This window comes from uncultured Streptococcus sp. (assembly GCF_901875575.1).
Lineage (GTDB): Bacteria > Bacillota > Bacilli > Lactobacillales > Streptococcaceae > Streptococcus.
The window spans coordinates 32,350-51,433 of sequence record NZ_CABFMF010000005.1 but is presented as its reverse complement, the minus strand read 5'-3'; the positions used below and the strand labels follow the sequence as shown (position 1 = coordinate 51,433).

12 protein-coding genes and 2 pseudogenes are annotated in these 19,084 nt (G+C 37.6%); 5 read left to right on the top strand and 9 right to left on the bottom strand.

What is annotated here, in order from left to right; all coding sequences use genetic code 11:
* From QZ114_RS01285 to QZ114_RS01265, 5 genes are all read right to left on the bottom strand, one after another.
* Positions 1-196 (bottom strand): pneumococcal-type histidine triad protein (locus tag QZ114_RS01285; protein WP_295498794.1); only part of this gene is annotated, 196 nt, incomplete at its 3' end.
* 257 nt (positions 197-453) lie between these two features.
* Positions 454-1,371, bottom strand: a complete 918-nt coding sequence (locus QZ114_RS01280; protein WP_295498792.1) for a metal ABC transporter solute-binding protein, Zn/Mn family — start codon at positions 1,369-1,371, stop codon at positions 454-456.
* A gap of 223 nt (positions 1,372-1,594) precedes the next feature.
* Positions 1,595-2,890 carry an LPXTG cell wall anchor domain-containing protein gene (locus tag QZ114_RS01275; RefSeq protein WP_295498790.1) on the bottom strand — a complete coding sequence of 432 codons (1,296 nt, stop codon included), beginning with the start codon at positions 2,888-2,890 and terminating at the stop codon, positions 1,595-1,597.
* Positions 2,891-3,026: 136 nt separating this feature from the next.
* Positions 3,027-4,760, bottom strand: coding sequence for a phosphoenolpyruvate--protein phosphotransferase (gene ptsP / locus QZ114_RS01270; protein WP_295498786.1), 1,734 nt, complete (start codon positions 4,758-4,760; stop codon positions 3,027-3,029).
* 5 nt (positions 4,761-4,765) lie between these two features.
* Positions 4,766-5,029: a phosphocarrier protein HPr gene (locus QZ114_RS01265; RefSeq protein WP_000146947.1), complete on the bottom strand. Its 264-nt coding sequence runs from the start codon at positions 5,027-5,029 to the stop codon at positions 4,766-4,768.
* Positions 5,030-5,378: 349 nt separating this feature from the next.
* Here QZ114_RS01265 and nrdH point away from each other — a divergent pair, with 349 nt between their 5' ends.
* From nrdH to QZ114_RS01245, 4 genes are all read left to right on the top strand, one after another.
* The gene (nrdH, locus tag QZ114_RS01260; RefSeq protein WP_295498783.1) at positions 5,379-5,597 is read left to right on the top strand and encodes a glutaredoxin-like protein NrdH; all 219 of its coding nucleotides are present in this window, start codon (positions 5,379-5,381) and stop codon (positions 5,595-5,597) included.
* Positions 5,598-5,677: 80 nt separating this feature from the next.
* The gene (gene nrdE, locus QZ114_RS01255) at positions 5,678-7,837 is read left to right on the top strand and encodes a class 1b ribonucleoside-diphosphate reductase subunit alpha (RefSeq protein WP_295498780.1); all 2,160 of its coding nucleotides are present in this window, start codon (positions 5,678-5,680) and stop codon (positions 7,835-7,837) included.
* A gap of 198 nt (positions 7,838-8,035) precedes the next feature.
* Positions 8,036-8,998 (top strand): class 1b ribonucleoside-diphosphate reductase subunit beta, encoded by a 963-nt coding sequence (nrdF, locus tag QZ114_RS01250; protein WP_295498778.1) that lies wholly within the window; start codon positions 8,036-8,038, stop codon positions 8,996-8,998.
* A 148-nt stretch (positions 8,999-9,146) separates the two neighbouring features.
* Complete coding sequence (locus tag QZ114_RS01245; RefSeq protein ID WP_295498775.1) at positions 9,147-9,914, top strand: DeoR/GlpR family DNA-binding transcription regulator; 768 nt, start codon at positions 9,147-9,149, stop codon at positions 9,912-9,914.
* A gap of 53 nt (positions 9,915-9,967) precedes the next feature.
* Here the strand turns inward: QZ114_RS01245 and QZ114_RS09820 are convergent.
* A pseudogene (locus tag QZ114_RS09820) lies at positions 9,968-10,126 on the bottom strand (IS3 family transposase); the annotation flags it as partial.
* A 136-nt stretch (positions 10,127-10,262) separates the two neighbouring features.
* Between QZ114_RS09820 and QZ114_RS01240 the strand changes: the two are divergent.
* Positions 10,263-11,108: pseudogene (locus tag QZ114_RS01240) on the top strand (IS630 family transposase).
* A gap of 271 nt (positions 11,109-11,379) precedes the next feature.
* Here QZ114_RS01240 and QZ114_RS09815 read toward each other — a convergent pair.
* From QZ114_RS09815 to bgaA, 3 genes are all read right to left on the bottom strand, one after another.
* On the bottom strand, positions 11,380-11,544 hold the full coding sequence (locus QZ114_RS09815) for an IS3 family transposase (RefSeq protein ID WP_366926334.1): 165 nt from the start codon (positions 11,542-11,544) through the stop codon (positions 11,380-11,382).
* A gap of 216 nt (positions 11,545-11,760) precedes the next feature.
* Positions 11,761-11,943 carry a hypothetical protein gene (locus tag QZ114_RS01235; RefSeq protein ID WP_295498773.1) on the bottom strand — a complete coding sequence of 61 codons (183 nt, stop codon included), beginning with the start codon at positions 11,941-11,943 and terminating at the stop codon, positions 11,761-11,763.
* Between the two features lie 214 nt (positions 11,944-12,157).
* Entirely contained in the window at positions 12,158-18,904 is a 6,747-nt protein-coding gene (bgaA, locus tag QZ114_RS01230) for an LPXTG-anchored adhesin/beta-galactosidase BgaA (protein ID WP_295498770.1), read from the bottom strand.
* Between the last annotated feature and the right edge of the window lie 180 nt (positions 18,905-19,084).

Genomic DNA, 19,084 nt, shown 5'->3' with positions numbered 1-19,084 from the left:
GAATTCCTTCTTTTTGACTAACCTGGTCTGGAGTCAAATTTTCAGTCTTCTTAGTGTCTTTATTCCCATTTACATAGGACACACGATTTTTATCTGTATTGGCCTGTTGACTATGTTGATTCAGAGCATAAACACACAGACTTAAGGAGAGGATAACAGCAGAGCCAGCTGCTATATATTTCTTTTTAAATTTCATGATTTCCTCATTTCTATATTCAAAATTGATTTTTCATTTAATTAACTGGTTAATTAATTAGTTAATATTCTACCTCTTTTAAATTTGGATGTCAAGAGATTTTATGTCTTAAAAAAGAGCCAGTATCACTACTGACTCTTAAATTCATTTCTCTTCTAAATAATACTTTCTAAACTATAAAACTATTATTTAGAAAAATTTTAAACAGAAGACTTATCTAAACGTTTATCGATTTCACTTTATGTATAAGTGTTTTCTTATTTTAATTCCTCTACTAAGACAAGCATATTTTCTTCAAGATTTTCTAAATAAGTCTTATCATTTCCCGGATCAGCTTCTAGGGGATTTAAAGTTTTTAGACTCACACCTGCTGATTTTACTAGTGTTTCAGCAACTTTTGAAGAAGCATTACTCTCTGTGAATATCGTCTTGACCTTATATGTCTTAACAAATTCTTGTATTTCTGTTAATTGCCTTGGACTTGGTTCTTGTTCTGGTGATATACCTGCGATTCCAAGTTGATTTAACCCAAATCTCTTAGCAAGATAAGAAAATGCAGTATGTTGAGTAACAAAAGTTTTTTGACTGACTTTTTCAAATTTATCTTTATACTTCACATTTAATTCAGTAGCTTTTTTGATAAATTCTTCAGCATTTTTTTGATAAGTATCTTTATGCTCAACATCGATATCTGATAATTTATCTGCTATAATCTGCGCTTCCTCTGCAACTTTTACAGGATCTAACCATGTATGAGGATCATAAAGAGTTTTCTCATCAACTCCATCTCCTGCTTCAACACCCTCTAATCCTGGTACACGGTCTAGTGTCATCCCTTCAGAAGCTTCTAAAACTTTAACTTTTGATTTTTTCAAATTGGGGTCAAGACTTCCAGCCCAAGATTCCAATGTATGAGAATGATAAATAAAAACATCTGCATCATATATTGCTGCAATATCATTTGCCGAGGGTTCGAACGAATGAATACCACTACTTGATTGAATCATACGAACATCATTCAAATCACCTGATACTTCTTTTACCATTGCGTAAATAGGATAAAAACTGGTCACAATTTTCAACCCTTTTACCTCTTGTGTTTCTTTTTGACTACAAGCTCCAAAAATGAGAGTTAGTAGACTTAACAGTATAATTAAAATAGATTTTTTTTTCATCATAACTCCTTTATAAATTGATTAACTGGTAAATATTTTACCCCTATTTTAAGGGGATGTCAAGTTATTTACCAGTTACTATTTTTTAACTATTCGTGTCTACCAATTACATTAAGAAATAGAATCTCTAAAATGACACAAAGAAAAGAACCTTGCAACAAAGTCACAAGGTTCACAAAAAAGAGAAGGAAATCAATCCTTCTCCCTTCTACTATCTAGTAGATTAGTTTTTACGTTTTGCAAATGGAAGGGAACCAAGGACTAATCCAAGGAATCCTACTGATGCCAATGCAGCATTTTCCTTAGTACCAGTTTTTGGAAGTTCTTTTTTAGATTCTTCTTTAGTAGCTGGTGCTTGGTAAGTGTTATCTTGGCGAGTTCCTGCTGTAGCTGATCCTTGAGCTGGCGCAGCTGATGCAACTGGTAATTTATATTCAGGAACTTCGTTAACAGCAGGTTTGTTAGCAGCTAAAATTTTAAGAGCTTCTTCAAGGTCAGCTAATCTAGCTTTTAATCCTTCAATATAGTAAGATTCAGCACCATTTTCTTCACCATCTTTGATTTGTTCCTTAAGTTGTTCAATCTCGGCTTCAATTTTTAATTTATCAACATTACCTAATTCAGGAACGTTGTTAATTAGAGCCTTAGTACCAGCGTTAGTGCCAGCATTGTTGTTAGCACCAGCGTTTGCATTACCATCATTGTTTGGTTTCACTTCTGTGCCAGCGTTGTTGTTAGCACCAGCGTTTGCGTTACCATCATTGTTTGGTTTCACTTCTGTGCCAGCGTTGTTGTTAGCACCAGATCTTTTGCTTTTAGGGTATGTGACATAGAAATTAGTCCAGTCACCAAAAAGAGCGTTACGACTGTCTAGAGATGTACCTTCACTGCCGCCCCTATTTACTATTGCACCAGCGAATACATATCCACCAGGCAATGTTTCTGGGATATGATCTGACAATGGTTGGTTAGGAGTAACGTAAAATACTTTACTACTACTGCTGCTACTGAATGGACTCATTGGATCGTCATAAAGATTGTAGTAGATCGTTACTTTGTGAGTTTTTTCATTATTGTTAGCACTAGCGTTTACATTACCATCATTGTTTGGTTTCACTTCTGTGCCAGCGTTGTTTGGTTGGGTATATACACCTAACAGATGCAGATGTGCATATTTAGAAAGTAAATCACCTCTATGGTCAACTCTATAGTTATGATCAGGATCTACTTTATATACCCACATCATTCCTTTGCCTTTGGTAATATATTTTAAATCAGCACCATCCTTAGATAATGGATAGTAGTCTCCAACGGTAGCATTAGGATTTTCTGCAATATTTACCTTAACGTTAATTAAGTCATCCTTTCCTTCGAAGCGGTAATGAAGATCTACTATGTTTTCTTCAGCATAAACCACACTACCATTCAAATTAAGTACTGACGGAACTACTGCTGGAGCTACCCCACCAAGTACTCCTGCGCTCAACATTACAATTCCTGCTTTTTGCAGTTTTTTCATCTTTTTTTACTCCTTATGAATAAAGTTTTTTGTTTTTTTGAAAAAAGTTTTAAAAAGCTCTTCATAAAAAACAATAATGAACTGCACCCCAAAAGTTAGACAGAAAAAATCTAACTTTTGGGTGCAGTACATAAAATTAATCAAAATTAACGTATTCTTTTTGAAGTTCAAGAACTTCTTCCATTGTTGAACACTCTGTAAGGGCACGGTTAGCGTACTCTTCCATCTTAGCAGTATCCAATTTCTTCATCAAGCTACGTGTACGAAGTACAGATGTTGCTGACATAGAGAACTCATCCAAGCCCATTCCGACAAGAAGTGGAACAGCTTTTTGGTCACCAGCCATCTCACCACACATACCAGCCCATTTGCCTTCAGCGTGAGCTGCCTTGATAACATTGTTGATCAAGCGAAGGATTGATGGGTTATATGGTTGGTAAAGGTATGAAACTTGTTCGTTCATACGGTCTGCTGCCATTGTGTATTGGATCAAGTCGTTTGTACCAATTGAGAAGAAGTCTACTTCTTTAGCAAATTGGTCTGCAAGCATCGCTGCTGCAGGGATTTCAATCATGATACCAACTTGGATATCATCCGCAACTGCAACTCCTTCTGCAAGAAGGTTTGCTTTTTCTTCGTCAAAGACTGCTTTAGCTGCACGGAATTCCTTCAAAAGGGCAACCATTGGGAACATGATACGTAATTGACCATGAACAGATGCACGAAGAAGAGCACGAATTTGTGTGCGGAACATAGCATCGCCAGTTTCAGCGATAGAGATACGAAGGGCACGGAAACCAAGGAATGGGTTCATTTCGTGTGGCATATCAAAGTAAGGAAGTTCCTTATCTCCACCAATATCCATTGTACGAACAACCACTGGTTTACCATTCATTCCCTCAAGAACAGCCTTGTATGCTTCATACTGCTCATCTTCAGTTGGGAAGTCTTGAGAATCCATGTACAAGAACTCTGTACGGTAAAGTCCAACAGCTTCTGCACCGTTGTTGTTAACACCTTCAACGTCTTTTGGAGTACCGATGTTAGCAGCCAACTCGAAGTGTTTACCGTCAGCAGTCACTGTTTGAGCATCTTTTAAAAGTGCCCATTCAGCTTTTTGTTTAGCATAAGCTTCACCAGCTGCTTTAAATTCTGCCGCTTGCTCATCTGTTGGGTTGATAATCACTTCACCAGTAATTCCGTTAACAGCAAGGATATCACCGTCTTTCACTACTTCAGTGATGTTATTCGTTCCCAATACAGCTGCAATTTCAAGTGTACGTGCCATGATAGCTGAGTGACTTGTACGTCCACCGATGTTTGTTACAAAAGCTTTTACAAAGTTTTTGTCCAATTGAGCTGTATCAGAAGGAGTTAAGTCATGAGCAATCACGATAACTTCTTCATTGATTGAAGCTGGGTTTGGTAATTTCTTACCAAGAAGGTTTGCCAATACACGTTTTGTCACGTCGCGGATATCCGCTGCACGTTCTTGCATATATGGGTTGTCTTCCATTCCTTCAAAGATAGTGATGAACATGTCAGTCACTTCTTTAAGACCTGCTTCAGCATTGACTTTCTTAGCACGGATTGTTTCTTTAATCTGACCAATCAATTCTGGGTCAGCAAGAACCATCAAATGAGCGTCAAAAACTTGTGCCGCTTCTTCACCTAGCGTACCTACAGCTTTCTCACGGATAAGAGAAAGCTCGTTTTGAGAAGCTTCAAGAGCTACATCCAAACGAGCCTCTTCTGCGTTTGTATCTTCGACTGTAAGAGTCTCAAATGACAAATCCGGTTGAACGAGTAGATATGCTTTTGCAACGGCAACACCATCAGATGCTGCAATTCCTTTAAGCATTTCTGTCATTTCTCTTATGCCAACCCTTCTTTTTCCATAGTTTCTGAGATTGCAGCAATAGCATCATCTGCGTCTGCACCTTCAGCAGAGATTGTTACGTCAGCACCTTGGCCAACACCAAGACTCATAACACCCATGATTGATTTAAGGTTAACTGATTTACCTTTGTACTCAAGAGTGATATCTGAAGCAAATTTGCTAGCAGTTTGTACCAACAATGTTGCTGGACGCGCGTGAATACCTGTTTCTGCCACTACGTGGAAATCTTTAGAAGCCATAGTTTGACTCTCCTTTTGTTCTTTCTTTTTTGAGTTATATGTGATAACCCTTACAATTCTGTATTATATCACCTTCTAGATTATTTTTCAAGTATTTTATAGACTTTATTCTAATACATTTCTGATAACTTACTGAAAATCTTTCAAATATCTCATAAAAACACAATATAAAACCGGCCAATAACCCTACTTTGTCTTAAACATTACCATCTAATTGCATAAATACTATATATTGTGTTTTATATTTCGTAAGACAAAATTTCACCACAATATTTAGTCTTATCGATTGACAAATAATTTTTTTCTGATATACTAAGAAAGGAATCTATTTTGAAAGAGAGCTACAATTATGGTAACTGTTTATTCTAAAAACAACTGTGTCCAATGCAAAATGACCAAACGTTTCTTGGACAGTAATAACATCACCTATCAAGAGATTAATCTTGATGAGCAACCTGAATATATTGAACATGTAAAAGAGCTCGGTTTCAATGCAGCTCCAGTAATAGAAACACCAACTGAAGTCTTTTCAGGTTTCCAACCAGGAAAATTAAAGCAATTAGCTTAATCTTAATACATCATCCAGAAGAAAACTGCTTCTAGTTCTAAGTTAGAAGCCTTTCTTTTTAATTAGATAAGGGAAATTTTATGGGATTAAAACATCTTGCAGACGTAACCTATTTCCGTCTCAACAACGAAATCAACCGTCCTGTTAATGGACAAATCATGCTTCATAAAGACCAAGATGCTTTAGAGGCCTTCTTTAAGGAAAATGTTCTTCCGAATACTATGGTTTTTGATTCGATTTCTGAAAAAATCAATTACCTCATCAAACACAACTACATCGAAACAGCATTTATCAAGAAATACCGTCCAGAATTTTTAGAAGAGTTATCTCAATTTATCAAGGCTCAAAACTTTCGTTTCAAGTCGTTCATGGCAGCCTACAAGTTTTACAATCAATATGCCTTGAAGACAAATGACGGTGAGTATTATCTTGAAAGCATGGAAGATCGTGTCTTATTTAATGCTCTTTATTTCGCAGATGGAAATGAAGCCATTGCTACTGATATTGCAAATGAGATTATCCATCAACGTTACCAACCTGCTACTCCTTCCTTCTTGAATGCTGGACGTGCCCGTCGTGGAGAGTTGGTATCTTGCTTCTTGATTCAGGTAACAGATGATATGAACTCTATCGGTCGTTCCATCAACTCTGCCCTTCAACTGTCACGTATCGGTGGTGGTGTAGGAATCACCCTTAGCAACCTTCGTGAAGCTGGTGCACCTATCAAAGGTTATGAAGGAGCCGCTTCTGGTGTCGTTCCTGTTATGAAGCTTTTCGAAGATAGCTTCTCTTACTCTAACCAATTGGGTCAACGTCAAGGCGCTGGTGTTGTCTACCTCAACGTCTTTCACCCCGATATCATCGCCTTCCTTTCAACTAAGAAAGAAAACGCTGATGAAAAAGTTCGTGTTAAGACCCTTTCACTTGGTGTTGTGGTACCCGATAAATTCTACGAATTGGCACGTAAAAATGAAGAAATGTACCTCTTCAGCCCTTATTCTGTCGAAAAAGAGTATGGTGTACCTTTCAACTACATCGACATCACGGAAAAATATGATGAATTAGTCGCAAATCCAAATATCCGTAAGACAAAAATCAAGGCTCGTGATTTAGAGACTGAAATTTCTAAATTGCAACAAGAATCAGGTTATCCTTATGTAGTCAATATTGATACAGCTAACCGTGCAAATCCTATTGATGGAAAAATCATCATGAGTAACTTATGTTCAGAGATTCTCCAAGTTCAGGAGCCAAGCTTGATTAACGATGCTCAAGAATATCTCCAAATGGGTACTGATATCTCATGTAACCTTGGTTCAACCAACGTCGTCAACATGATGACTTCACCTGATTTTGGTCGCTCTATTCGAGCAATGGTGCGTGCTCTAACCTTCGTCACAGACAGTTCTCACATCGTAGCTGTTCCTACTATCGATAATGGAAACAGTCAAGCACATACCTTTGGTCTTGGTGCCATGGGACTTCATAGCTACCTAGCGCAACAATTGATCGAATACGGTTCAGCCGAATCGGTTGAATTTACAAGCATCTACTTTATGCTTATGAACTACTGGACTTTGGTAGAGTCAAATAATATAGCACGTGAGCGTGGCATCACCTTCCATAATTTTGATAAATCAGATTATGCCAACGGTACTTACTTCGAGAAGTATGTGACTGGCGAATTTGTCCCAACATTAGACCGTGTCAAAGAACTCTTCAAAGATGTCTTTATCCCTAGTGCAGCTGATTGGGCTGAGCTTCGTGACAAGGTTCAAGCGGATGGTCTTTACCACCAAAACCGTCTAGCTGTTGCTCCAAATGGCTCTATCAGCTACATCAATGATGTTTCTGCGTCAATCCACCCAATTACACAACGGATTGAAGAACGCCAAGAAAAGAAAATCGGTAAAATCTACTATCCTGCTGCAGGATTATCTACAGAGACTATTCCTTACTACACTTCTGCCTACGACATGGATATGCGCAAAGTCATAGACGTTTATGCCGCTGCAACTGAACACGTAGACCAAGGACTATCCCTCACACTCTTCATGCGTAGCGACATTCCAAAAGGACTTTACGAATGGAAGAAAGAAAACAAACAAACGACTCGTGACTTATCTATCCTTCGTAACTATGCTTTCAATAAGGGTATCAAGTCTATCTACTACGTCCGTACCTTTACAGATGATGGTGGAGAAGTTGGAGCCAACCAATGTGAAAGCTGCGTTATTTAGTTTTTAACCAAAGGAATTACTATTTCTCTGTAATTTTAGTAAGCTCACTTCAAAAGAGAACTTGGTCAAGCATTTTATAAACTAGCTAAGCACATGTAAAAGTCGGTTCTCCGACTTTTTGTGCGATACACTAAAGGAATTATCATAAAGCAAAAACGATTGTGCAATAGCATTATTATATACAGAAAGAGATTTCAAATGGAAACTTACTACAAAGCCATTAACTGGAATGCCATCGAAGATGTCATCGACAAATCAACTTGGGAAAAATTAACTGAGCAGTTCTGGCTCGATACACGTATCCCCCTATCAAATGACTTGGATGACTGGAGAAAATTATCAAATAAAGAAAAAGACTTAGTTGGTAAGGTTTTTGGTGGATTAACTCTCTTAGATACCATGCAATCTGAAACAGGTGTTCAGGCTCTTCGCTCAGATATCCGTACTCCACACGAAGAAGCTGTCTTTAATAACATCCAATTCATGGAATCAGTCCACGCAAAATCTTACTCTTCTATCTTCTCAACTTTGAATACAAAATCTGAGATTGACGAAATTTTCGAATGGACAAATACAAACCCTTACCTACAAAGGAAGGCCGAAATTGTCAATGAAATTTATCTCAATGGTAGCCCACTTGAGAAAAAAGTTGCCAGTGTCTTCCTTGAAACCTTCCTCTTCTACTCTGGTTTCTTTACTCCCCTCTATTACCTGGGTAACAACAAACTTGCTAACGTTGCAGAAATTATCAAACTAATTATCCGTGATGAATCTGTTCACGGTACCTACATCGGCTACAAGTTCCAGCTTGGTTTTAATGAATTACCAGAAGATGAACAAGAAAAACTCAAGGAATGGATGTACGATCTTCTCTATACACTTTATGAGAACGAAGAAGGCTATACTGAAAGTCTCTATGACGGTGTTGGATGGACTGAAGAAGTTAAAACCTTCCTACGCTACAACGCTAATAAAGCTCTTATGAATCTAGGGCAGGATCCTCTTTTCCCAGATTCAGCAGATGATGTCAATCCAATTGTTATGAACGGAATCTCTACAGGAACTTCTAACCACGACTTCTTCTCTCAAGTCGGAAATGGTTACCTGCTAGGTGAAGTTGAAGCCATGCAAGATGATGACTACAACTATGGCTTAAGCTAATTTCAACTATCTAATAGTGATAAAAAATATCATGATTTGTTTAAACAAACCATGATATTTTTGTTTTTTGTTTTTTTTTGTTTTTTTATATTTGAATGATTGATTGTTTTGTGGTAAGATAATAATAGTAGAAATCGAGGTGATAGAGATGTTAAAGCAAGAAAAATTAGACAGTATTCTAGAAACAGTTAATACAAAAGGTACTATTACTGTAAAAGAAATCATGTTTCGATTGGATGTTTCAGATATGACAGCTCGACGCTACCTACAAGAACTTGCTGACAAAGATTTACTCGTTCGTGTACACGGTGGAGCAGAAAAAATTCGTACAGGTTCTCTTTTAAATAATGAACGTTCTAATATAGAAAAACAGAGCTTACAGATTGCAGAAAAGCAAGAAATTAGCAGATTCACTGGTCATTTAATTGATTCAGGCGAAACTATTTTTATAGGTCCAGGAACAACCTTAGAATGCTTTGCTCGAGAACTTCCTATCGATAATATTCGGGTAGTTACAAACAGTTTGCCGGTATTTCTCATTCTAAACGAACGAAAACTAACAGATTTGATTCTCATTGGTGGTAACTATCGTTCTATCACAGGTGCCTTTGTTGGTACGATGACATTACAAGATTTGAGCAACCTACAATTTTCCAAGGCCTTCGTAAGTTGTAACGGTATCAAAGATCATGCTATTGCAACCTTTAGTGAAGAAGAGGGCGAAGTCCAGCGTATTGCTTTAAATAATGCCAATAAAAAAATCTTGTTAGCAGATAATAGTAAATTTAATAAATTTGACTTCTATACTTTCTACAATCTCTCGGATATTGATACTATTGTTTCCGACTCAAAATTAAATAAAGAAGCCTTTTCTCAACTGTCTAAACAAACAAAAATTATTCTTTCTAAACCATAAAAAATCCTACCACACGCACTGCACCCCAATAATGGGACAAGAGAAAATCCCTCTTATGCGGCCAGTTTTCTGTACTCTACAGGAGACTGGTCATTTAATTTCTGTTGAATTCTACTTTCATTATCAAATATGATGTAAATTTTGACAATATCCGTCATACTATCTTTGGTTAATTTTCTCCACTTATGGAGATAGAAGGTTTCAGACTTGAGAACAGAATGGAATCATTCGATACGGGCATTATCTGCTGACGTTTCTTTTAGGGAGATGGAGCGGGTGATGCCTTCTATATAAGCCTGATATAGTAAACTGAACCAAAAATAGTACATAATGTGGTATAATCTTCTTATGGCATATTCAATAGATTTTCGTAAAAAAGTTCTCGCTTATTGTGAGCGAACAGGTAGTATAACAGAAGCATCACACATTTCCCAAATTTTACGTAATACCATTATAGCTGGTTAAAGCTAAAAGAGAAAACAGGAGAGCTAAATCATCAAGTCAAAGGAACAAAACCAAGAAAGGTTGATAGAGATAGATTTAAAAACTATCTTACTGACAATCCAGACGCTTATTTGACTGAAATAGCTTCTGAATTTGGCTGTCATCCAACTACTATTCACTATGCTCTCAAAGCTATGGGCTACACTCGAAAAAAAGAACCACACTTACTATAAACAAGACCCAGAAAAAGTAGCCTTATTTCTTAAAAATTTTAATAGTTTAAAGCATCTAGCACCTGTTTATATTGATGAAACAGGATTCGATACTTATTTTTATCGAGAATATGGTCGCTCATTAAAAGGTCAGTTAATAAGAGGTAAAGTATCTGGAAGAAGATATCAGAGGATTTCTTTGGTTGCAGGGCTAACAAATGGTGAGTTAATCGCTCCAATGACTTACGAAGAGACGATGATAAGTGACTTTTTTGAAGCTTGGTTTCAGAAGTTTCTCTTGACAATATTAAATACACCATCAGTTATTATTATGGATAATGCAAGATTCCATAGAATGGGTAAGCTAGAACTATTGTGTGAAGAATTTGGGTATAAACTTTTACTTCTTCCTCCCTACTCACCTGAGTACAATCTTATTGAGAAAACATGGGCTCATATCAAAAAGCACCTCAAAAAGGTATTACCGAGTTGTAATACTTTTTTCGAGGCTTTTTTGTCTTGCTCTTGTTTCAATTAACTATAATATGCTTTTGAGGTGTAGACAGAATCCTGATCGATGTGTAAAGTAGCTCTTGAGGTATTAAGTATGTCGAGCACAAAGTCAGTATCTTAGCAATCGGAGATGGTATAAGCTACAATTTTGTGATTATAGAGATTCGTGATCGAAGATAGATAAAGTCTACAGTTTCCAAAGTAGAGGTAGGTGATGTCTGTGACAAGCTTCTCAATAGGCTTGTCTGTCTGAAAATCACGATCCAGCTTATTATCTGTTACATGGTAAGATTTCCCTAATTTAGCTCCCTTCTTAGGACGGACACAGCAAAGGAAGTCCTTTTCCTTACCTTCTTGCGATTAACGACGAGGTTATAAACTTTCTTGAGCAAGCAAGTGATGGTTCGATAGCCGTAAATAAAGTGAATTTCCATACAGAGTTTTTCGATTTTATCTGCTATTTCGTCTCATTTCTGAGAATTCTTACACTCCTGTTTCCAGCGATAAGAGGTTGAGTGTTTGACTCCGAAACACTCTAAAATAATAGATACAGGGCGCGTTTTCTTATACTCTTCCACTAGCTTGATAAAGCTTACTTTGGCGATTCTCTACCAAGCTCTGATACTTTTTTAGTATTTCTACTTTCGAACATAACTATGAGACTTCAGATAACTGTTTCAACCTTTTACCATAAGTATATTGTTTCTCCACAGGTTGGTGGAAACGGTACAATTCATCATTCTGATACCATCCCCACCAGATCTTGACCTAACTAGCTTTTTGATACCGTGAGTTTCCATGATAACCTTATTTGATTTACCGGCCTTCTTCATTTCTACTGAATATGCTTTTTTAATCATAACAAAACACTCCTGTTTCTAGTTTGCCAGAATTCAACAGGAGTGTTTTCTTGTGTTTCATTTTATGGGTGCAGTGCCTGGAAATCTCTAGCTTGTTGTGGCTGAGAACCATTTTGTCTCATACTCTTTTATTTGCTTTCATCACACCACTACAATGTAGCAAAATCTTTTATTATCCGATTCTTTTAATCAAAAATCTAAGTTTAAAGACAGATTAATCTTCTTTTTTATTTTTTACTGAAGCTAAACCTACTCCTAAGCCAAGAAGTGCTAAACCTGCAGCTAGTGTTGCTTGATTATTTTCACTTCCTGTATTTGGTAAATGAAGTTTATCTTCTTTAGAGTTAGAGTGAGTTGAAGAATTCTTCCCTTCTTCAACTTTAAAATCAACAGTTTCTTCTTCAAGAGGAAGTTCTGGTCTGTCTAGAACAAGATTCTTCACTTTATCTTCTGGAAAAGCTGTTCTTACTTTTGTACCTATCGAAACGATATGGTTTAATGGATTTTGTACGACCTCACGACCTGTTTCTATCTTAGTGCCGTCAGGATTTACAATTGTAAAGATTCGTTCCTTACCAACTTGACCTTCTTGTTCTACACGAGTTTCACCAATATAGAGAGTTGAATCTTTTTTCTCAATTGTATTAAAGGCTACCTCTTTTTCAACAACATCAAGTCTTGAAGTCTCTTCTTGAACTGCAGCTACAGTCTTCTCAGATAAAGGTTTTTCTTTTGTAAATTGGATACGGTATTCCTTAACTTGTTTACCACTCTCTGAAACCAAACGAACAAGCACTGGTAGATTATCATGTCCACTATCTACAACGGTTGAAGCAACGTGATCAGTTTCTTCAACTGAGACCTTTGGACGTTTCCCTTTATAAGTTACTTGATAATCTTGGCGATCTTCTGCAAAATTAGGGAGCTCATTTCCATCTACAAGAATCTTAGATTTTGTACTTTCTTGTGGTAATTCACTAGGAGCAAGGAAGCTCATCTCAAGAATCGCAACACCTTTCTTATCTGCTTTACGCTCCATACGCCATCTCAAGACTTTGGTTTTCACAGCTTTGAATGTTACATTGATTTCATCTCCAGCTACAATTTCCTTTTCTGCTTTATAAGGAACAACTTGCCAGTTTTCCGGAGTATTAAATGGGTGGTTTCCTTCATAGGCTTGATAATTTGAATAGTATGTAGGAACATTAAATTCTGGACCAACATAACGTTCTAGAACAAGTTTAGAAGGCGCATCAGTACCGCTATCTGCAAAGAATTGAAGTTTTGCTTGAGCAACAGTGCGTTCTACAATCTTACCATTTTCACGGAAAATAACACCTGCAGAGACCTCTGGATTAGCAGATGGTGATGCAGACCAGTTTGTCCATCGACGATTTTCTGAATGATTCCCGTCATTGATATAATCTACACGGTCATGAGAATTTTTATCTATATCATTCGTTGCAGAGGCAAAGGCTTGATTACCATTTTCATTGTATTCAGGATTATCTGAAAGAACCTCACCTAATTTATCTGTTACGCGAACAGAGATTTCAGCTTTAAGGTCACTACCTAGAACGTGTCCTCTAACAGTAAATTGACCTGTCTTGTTCAAGTTTTCTGCTGGAACTTCTTCCCATTCAACTGCCAAATCTTTTGCTTCATAAGCATCTTTACCTGTGAAGTATACAGAAACCTTGCTTGGTAGATCTAGTTGTTGCCCTAATTGTAACAAACGAGATTGTTTAACTGCTGCAACAGGTTTACTAGAAAGCAGCTCTTTATCGTTAGTAAAGTGTAGACGGTATTCTCCTAAAATATCACCATTTTCTGCTTTTGCAATAACACGTACAGGCTCACCTTCACGAACGCTTGGAACGACAGTTGCTAGACCATTATTCGTTACGCTAGCTGTTACTAAAGGAACTTTACCCTCTACTGACTCAAGATAGTAGTTTTTTAAATCAGGGTTAAAGTTTGATAAGTCTTTGCCGTCAACTTGAATATTAGTTTGTCCTTGTTTAGCTGCAGCAACTTGTTTAGCAAAAATCTGTACTTCTGTGATAGAAGTTCCTTTCTTATTGTCAAGTCTAACCATGCGCATACGAATAGCATAGGTATCCACCTTATCAAAGCTAAAGTGATTCATTTCTCCAGCCTTAAGTTGATCTGGTGCTTTCAGATTTGTTACTGGTTTCCAGTTGGCATCATCATTAAAGACATGATTTTCATTGCTTACAAAACTTGGATTTTTAGGTGCAGTTGGAACTGTCTTACCGACATAATACTCAATCACATAGGTCTTAGGTACACCAACTCCGTGGTCTTCGTGGAATCCGACACTCAAGTTATCAACTGAACGTTTACTCAAGATACCTGAATCTCCAAACAGAACACCAACTGAAGCTTCTGGTTTACGATTCCAGTTTGTCCAACGGTTTGCTGGTCGATCATTAAATGAAATTAATTTATCGTTGACATTTGAAACTGGATCACTCGGATTTGAGTCTGATGCAAAGGCAAGTGGTAATTCTGAACCGGTCCATTGATCAGAAATGTTAGCACCTTGCTCTGTTTGAGCAGATACACGAACATGGAGTTTCGTTGTCAATTGAGAACCTTCTAGTCGGCCATTAACTGTGAAGTTGCCTTCTTTAGCGTATTGATCAGGACTAATAACATCCCAAGCTACCTTAGCGGATGAAACCTGACCGTTAGAATCGTAAGTACGAACACTTTCCGGTAATTTTGGAGCTTCAGAAATTGGAGTTGTTACGCTAACCTCTTCAACAGATATGATACCTTCTACAGATACTTTAGCATGTGCTTCTAAATCAATTCCTTCAACTTTTCCTAAAACATCAAAGGTTTGATAACGATCTAATTTTTCTTTTGGAATAGATTGCCAAGTGACTTTATGAGTTTTAGGGAAACCTTTATCGTATTCAACAGTAACTGTTGCTGGAAGACTTGGTTCTTGATGCAAGTCAGTCACTACATTTACTGGACGAATGGCTTGAACGACTTTCTTTTCAGTATTAGGTTGAATGGTGAGGTCAACTTGACCTTTAGCTCCCTCATACTCTGCCTTAAGAGTAACAGCACCTGGTTTATGCATTTCGAGCAAACCTTTACGAACCGCTACTTCCCCTTCACCACTTGTAGAGAAGGTAACTTTATCAGCTGCTAAAACTGCTTGGGTATCGTCTTGATAATGTGCAAGTACTGAAAGTTTGGCTGTTTGGTCTTCTTTAAGAGATGAGGCTTGCTCAACTTGTAGACTCAAATGATCAATTTTTGGTGCTTCCTCAAGGAATTGAACAGCATAAGTTTGGAGAGAACCTCCATCTTTTGATTGAACAAAGATGCTTGCACGCATACCATTAGCTACACTTGCTTGAAGAACTGTAACATCAGCATTTTCAGCACTTGCAGTTACTTCAGGTAACTGAGCACCGTAAGGAAGAGTTTTATAGTGCATTGGCCTTTGGCTTGAAAGACCTGAAACAGCTTCCCCAGCAATGCTTATATTTGGTACTACAGGTTCAGGAACTTTCCCTTCTCCAACAACAAGAGTAGCACGAATTGTATCACCTGCTAGTTGTCCAGTCATTTGAATTCGAGATCCTGCAACTGAAAGTTTGGCCTTGTCTGCCTCTGCTATTTCCCACTTATCTACTTCGTATTCTTGAACGCTACCATCTGTTACTGCGATAGAAACATATTTATCAACATCATTCAAATCTGTTCCTGGAGCAACACGTTTAACGGTTGGAAGTTCTTTTGCAATTGCAAGAACTTCTACACGAGCCTCTACCTCACGACCCTCTGCTATTCCTTTAACAGTCACAACTCCTGGTTGACTCACATCAACTGGTGACCATGTTACCGAATGTTTTTCACGACTACCATCGCTATATACAAAAGCGACTGTTTTCGGCATTTTTGGAATTTGAGAAATAACTGTGCGTACTTTTGGAGTTTCTGTGCCTAGAACTGTTTTTTCTTTATCTTCTTGTTTACCAGTAAAGACAGTTACTTGCGCAGACTTCAAGAGATCAGAATGAGCAGTAAGAGTGAATTTACCTGCTTGCTCAGTTGACTTGACAATTGCAACACCCTTACCGTTAAAGGCTCTACGAATCCAAGAACCATCTGGCTGCGCTTTGTAACGTTCACGGCTAGCTTGTTCCCCATTATCAACACCGACCAATTGACCTTGTCCATGCAATTGGAAGCGAACCAGATTATTAGCAGTTGGCACTACATTTCCTTGGCTGTCAACGATTTCGTAGTAGATATAAGTCAAGTCTTTTCCATCTGCTGCGATTGCATTTTCTTCCTTGATGAGACGTACACCAGCTGGTTGCCCCGCAGTAGTAATCTTATCTCTTGCAATCTCTTTACCAGCATCATCGCGAGCTACTGCTTCTAAAGTTCCTGGTTGATAAGCAACCTTCCACTCAAGATAAAGTTCTTTGGCATTAGCTCCCTCTTGGTATGTTCTTCCATCGCTAGTTTGCTTTTTGTTAAATTTCTTCTCTCCTAGGGACTTGCCATTTAAGAACAATTCTACACTAGAAGCATTCGAATAAGCACGAACTGGAATCTTGCCTTCTGAATCAGCTACTTTTGATGCTAACTCTTCATTTTCCCAGTTCCAGTGAGGAAGTAGGTGAACCATCGGTTTCTTTTTAACTGAAACCCATTGACTTTGGTAGAGATAGAAGTCATGTTTTGGAATACCTGCAGTATCTACAATACCAAAGTATGAACTCTTAACCGGCGTGTGGTTTTGATTGTGCCAAGGTGTTGGCTCACCAATGTAGTCTGTTCCAGTCCAGATAAATTGACCAGCATAACCAGCATTGTCACGGTCAAAAGTCCATGAATCTGTAGCCGTTTTCCCCCAACCAACTCTGTCATTACCGTAGTCAGACTGTTCGTAATTACGTTCAGGTCCATTACTATGTTTCAATTCACGTTCAGGACGATAATAGCTACCACGAGTACGAGTTGCTGAAGAGGTTTCAGAACCATAAATCAACCATTTTGGATGCTTAGCTCGAAGAGCTTTATAGTTATCTTCAGAGTAGTTAAATCCAACAGCATCTAATTCTTCGGCAATTTTCTCATGTCCACCACTACCATTACCGAAACGGAACTTATCTGCTCCCATAGTGACATAGCGTGTCTTATCAACATCTTTAATAACCTTGACCAAACGTTTTACTGTAGCTAGTGAGTGAGCATCACCATTGGCTTCACCGATTTCATTACCGATTGACCACATGAAGATAGCTGGATTGTTTTTGCCTCTTTCTACCATGGTACGTAAGTCAAAATCAGACCATTTCTCATCTTTTTTAGCTTCTGGATGAGTGGCATCTTTTTCAAAGAAACGTCCGTAATCATATGGTTTCTTGCCTCCATACCAAGTATCAAAGGCTTCTTCTTGAACAAGCAAACCAAGTTCAGCAGCTATTTGCAAGGTTTGCTCACTGGCAGGGTTATGCGTTGTACGAATGGAATTGACACCCATTTCTTTCATCTGTTTAAGACGACGGTACTCAGCTTTGTAGTTTTCTTCCGCTCCAAGTGCTCCGTGATCGTGGTGCAAGGAAACTCCATGGAATTTAATACGTTCACCATTCAAAGAGAAACCTTCATTTGGTGTCCAGTTATAGTAACGATAACCAAACAGGTCTTTCTTAGCATCCACCAACTGACCGTCACGATATACACGAGTAACCAATTCGTACAAAGCAGGTTTATCACTTAGGACTGTCCAGAGTTTTGGTTTTTCAACTTCTAAAATAGCATCAAGTTGTGTTGTTTCATGAGCTTTCAAAGTACGACTAGATGTACGAACTAAGCCTGTTACAGGCTGCCCACCACGTTCAACAATTTGATATTCAGCAACAAGTTCGTGGTCTTTATCATCAGTATTAACAATTTTACTTGTTACATGAGTTTCAACCTTACCATTTTTTTGATCCTCTAGTTTTGGTGTTAAAATAGTTGTACCATTTTTCTCAACATGGACCTTATCAGTCACTTGTAAAGTCACATCACGGTAAATACCACTTCCTGAGTACCAACGGCTACTTGGCTGTTTGTTAACTGCATGAACAGCAACTACATTATCACGACCATCCTTATTTAAATATTTAGTAATGTCATAAGAAAATTGGTTATAACCATTTGGATAATGACCTACTAACTGACCATTTACATATACTTGTGAATCCATGTAGACACCATCAAAGATTAGACGAATATTTTTATTTAAGTCTTTTTCATCAAGTTTAAATGTCTTACGATACCATGCTTCACCACCATTAAGCTGTCCACCTTCGTTTTGAGCAGGGGATTGATGGTCAAAATCGTTGAAAATACTCCAGTCGTGTGGCAAATCTAATTTATTCCATGAAGAAACATCTGCATCAGGTTTAATCGCTTCTTTAGAATTTGCATTGAGTTTAAAGTGCCAATTTTGATTAAAATTAACTTTTCTGTCTTCAATCACTTGATTCACTTCTTCATTTGTCACAGCTTTGGCATCTTCCTTTACAGGTTTTTCTTGACTTGTGGGTTGAGTTTCAACCTTTGGAGCCTTTTCAACTTGCTTAATAGCTGCTGTTTCTTTAGGTGCTATAACTTCAGCATCTTTCTTCACTTGATTAGAGGTCTCATTTGGATTAGGAATGTTTTTTTCAGGACTTGCAACCTCGGCATTTATAGTCAAAGATTGATTACCTTTATTTTCTACTGTCGGATTTTCCTTATTTTCTTTCTCTACAATTTGAGTTACAGGATTTTCTTCTGCGTATACTCTAGATTCTCCAGCTATATTTCCTCCAAACAGAACTGCACAGGTTCCAATCATAACTGAGCAAGCTCCAACAGCAAACTTACGAATACTATATACCCTTTTCCGATTCCAATGGCCTTTATCCATAAAATCCTCCTTTTAGTAAACGCTTTCCTTATTTGTAAGCGTATTCTTTTGTTGTAATTACCATTATATAAAATAACATAAGATTTTTCAACAGTTTAATTATATAAACTTACAATTTTTAATTCGATAACTTCTCAAATTAACTTCCACTTGGCTGGCTGAAGTGGTAGTTAGTTTAAA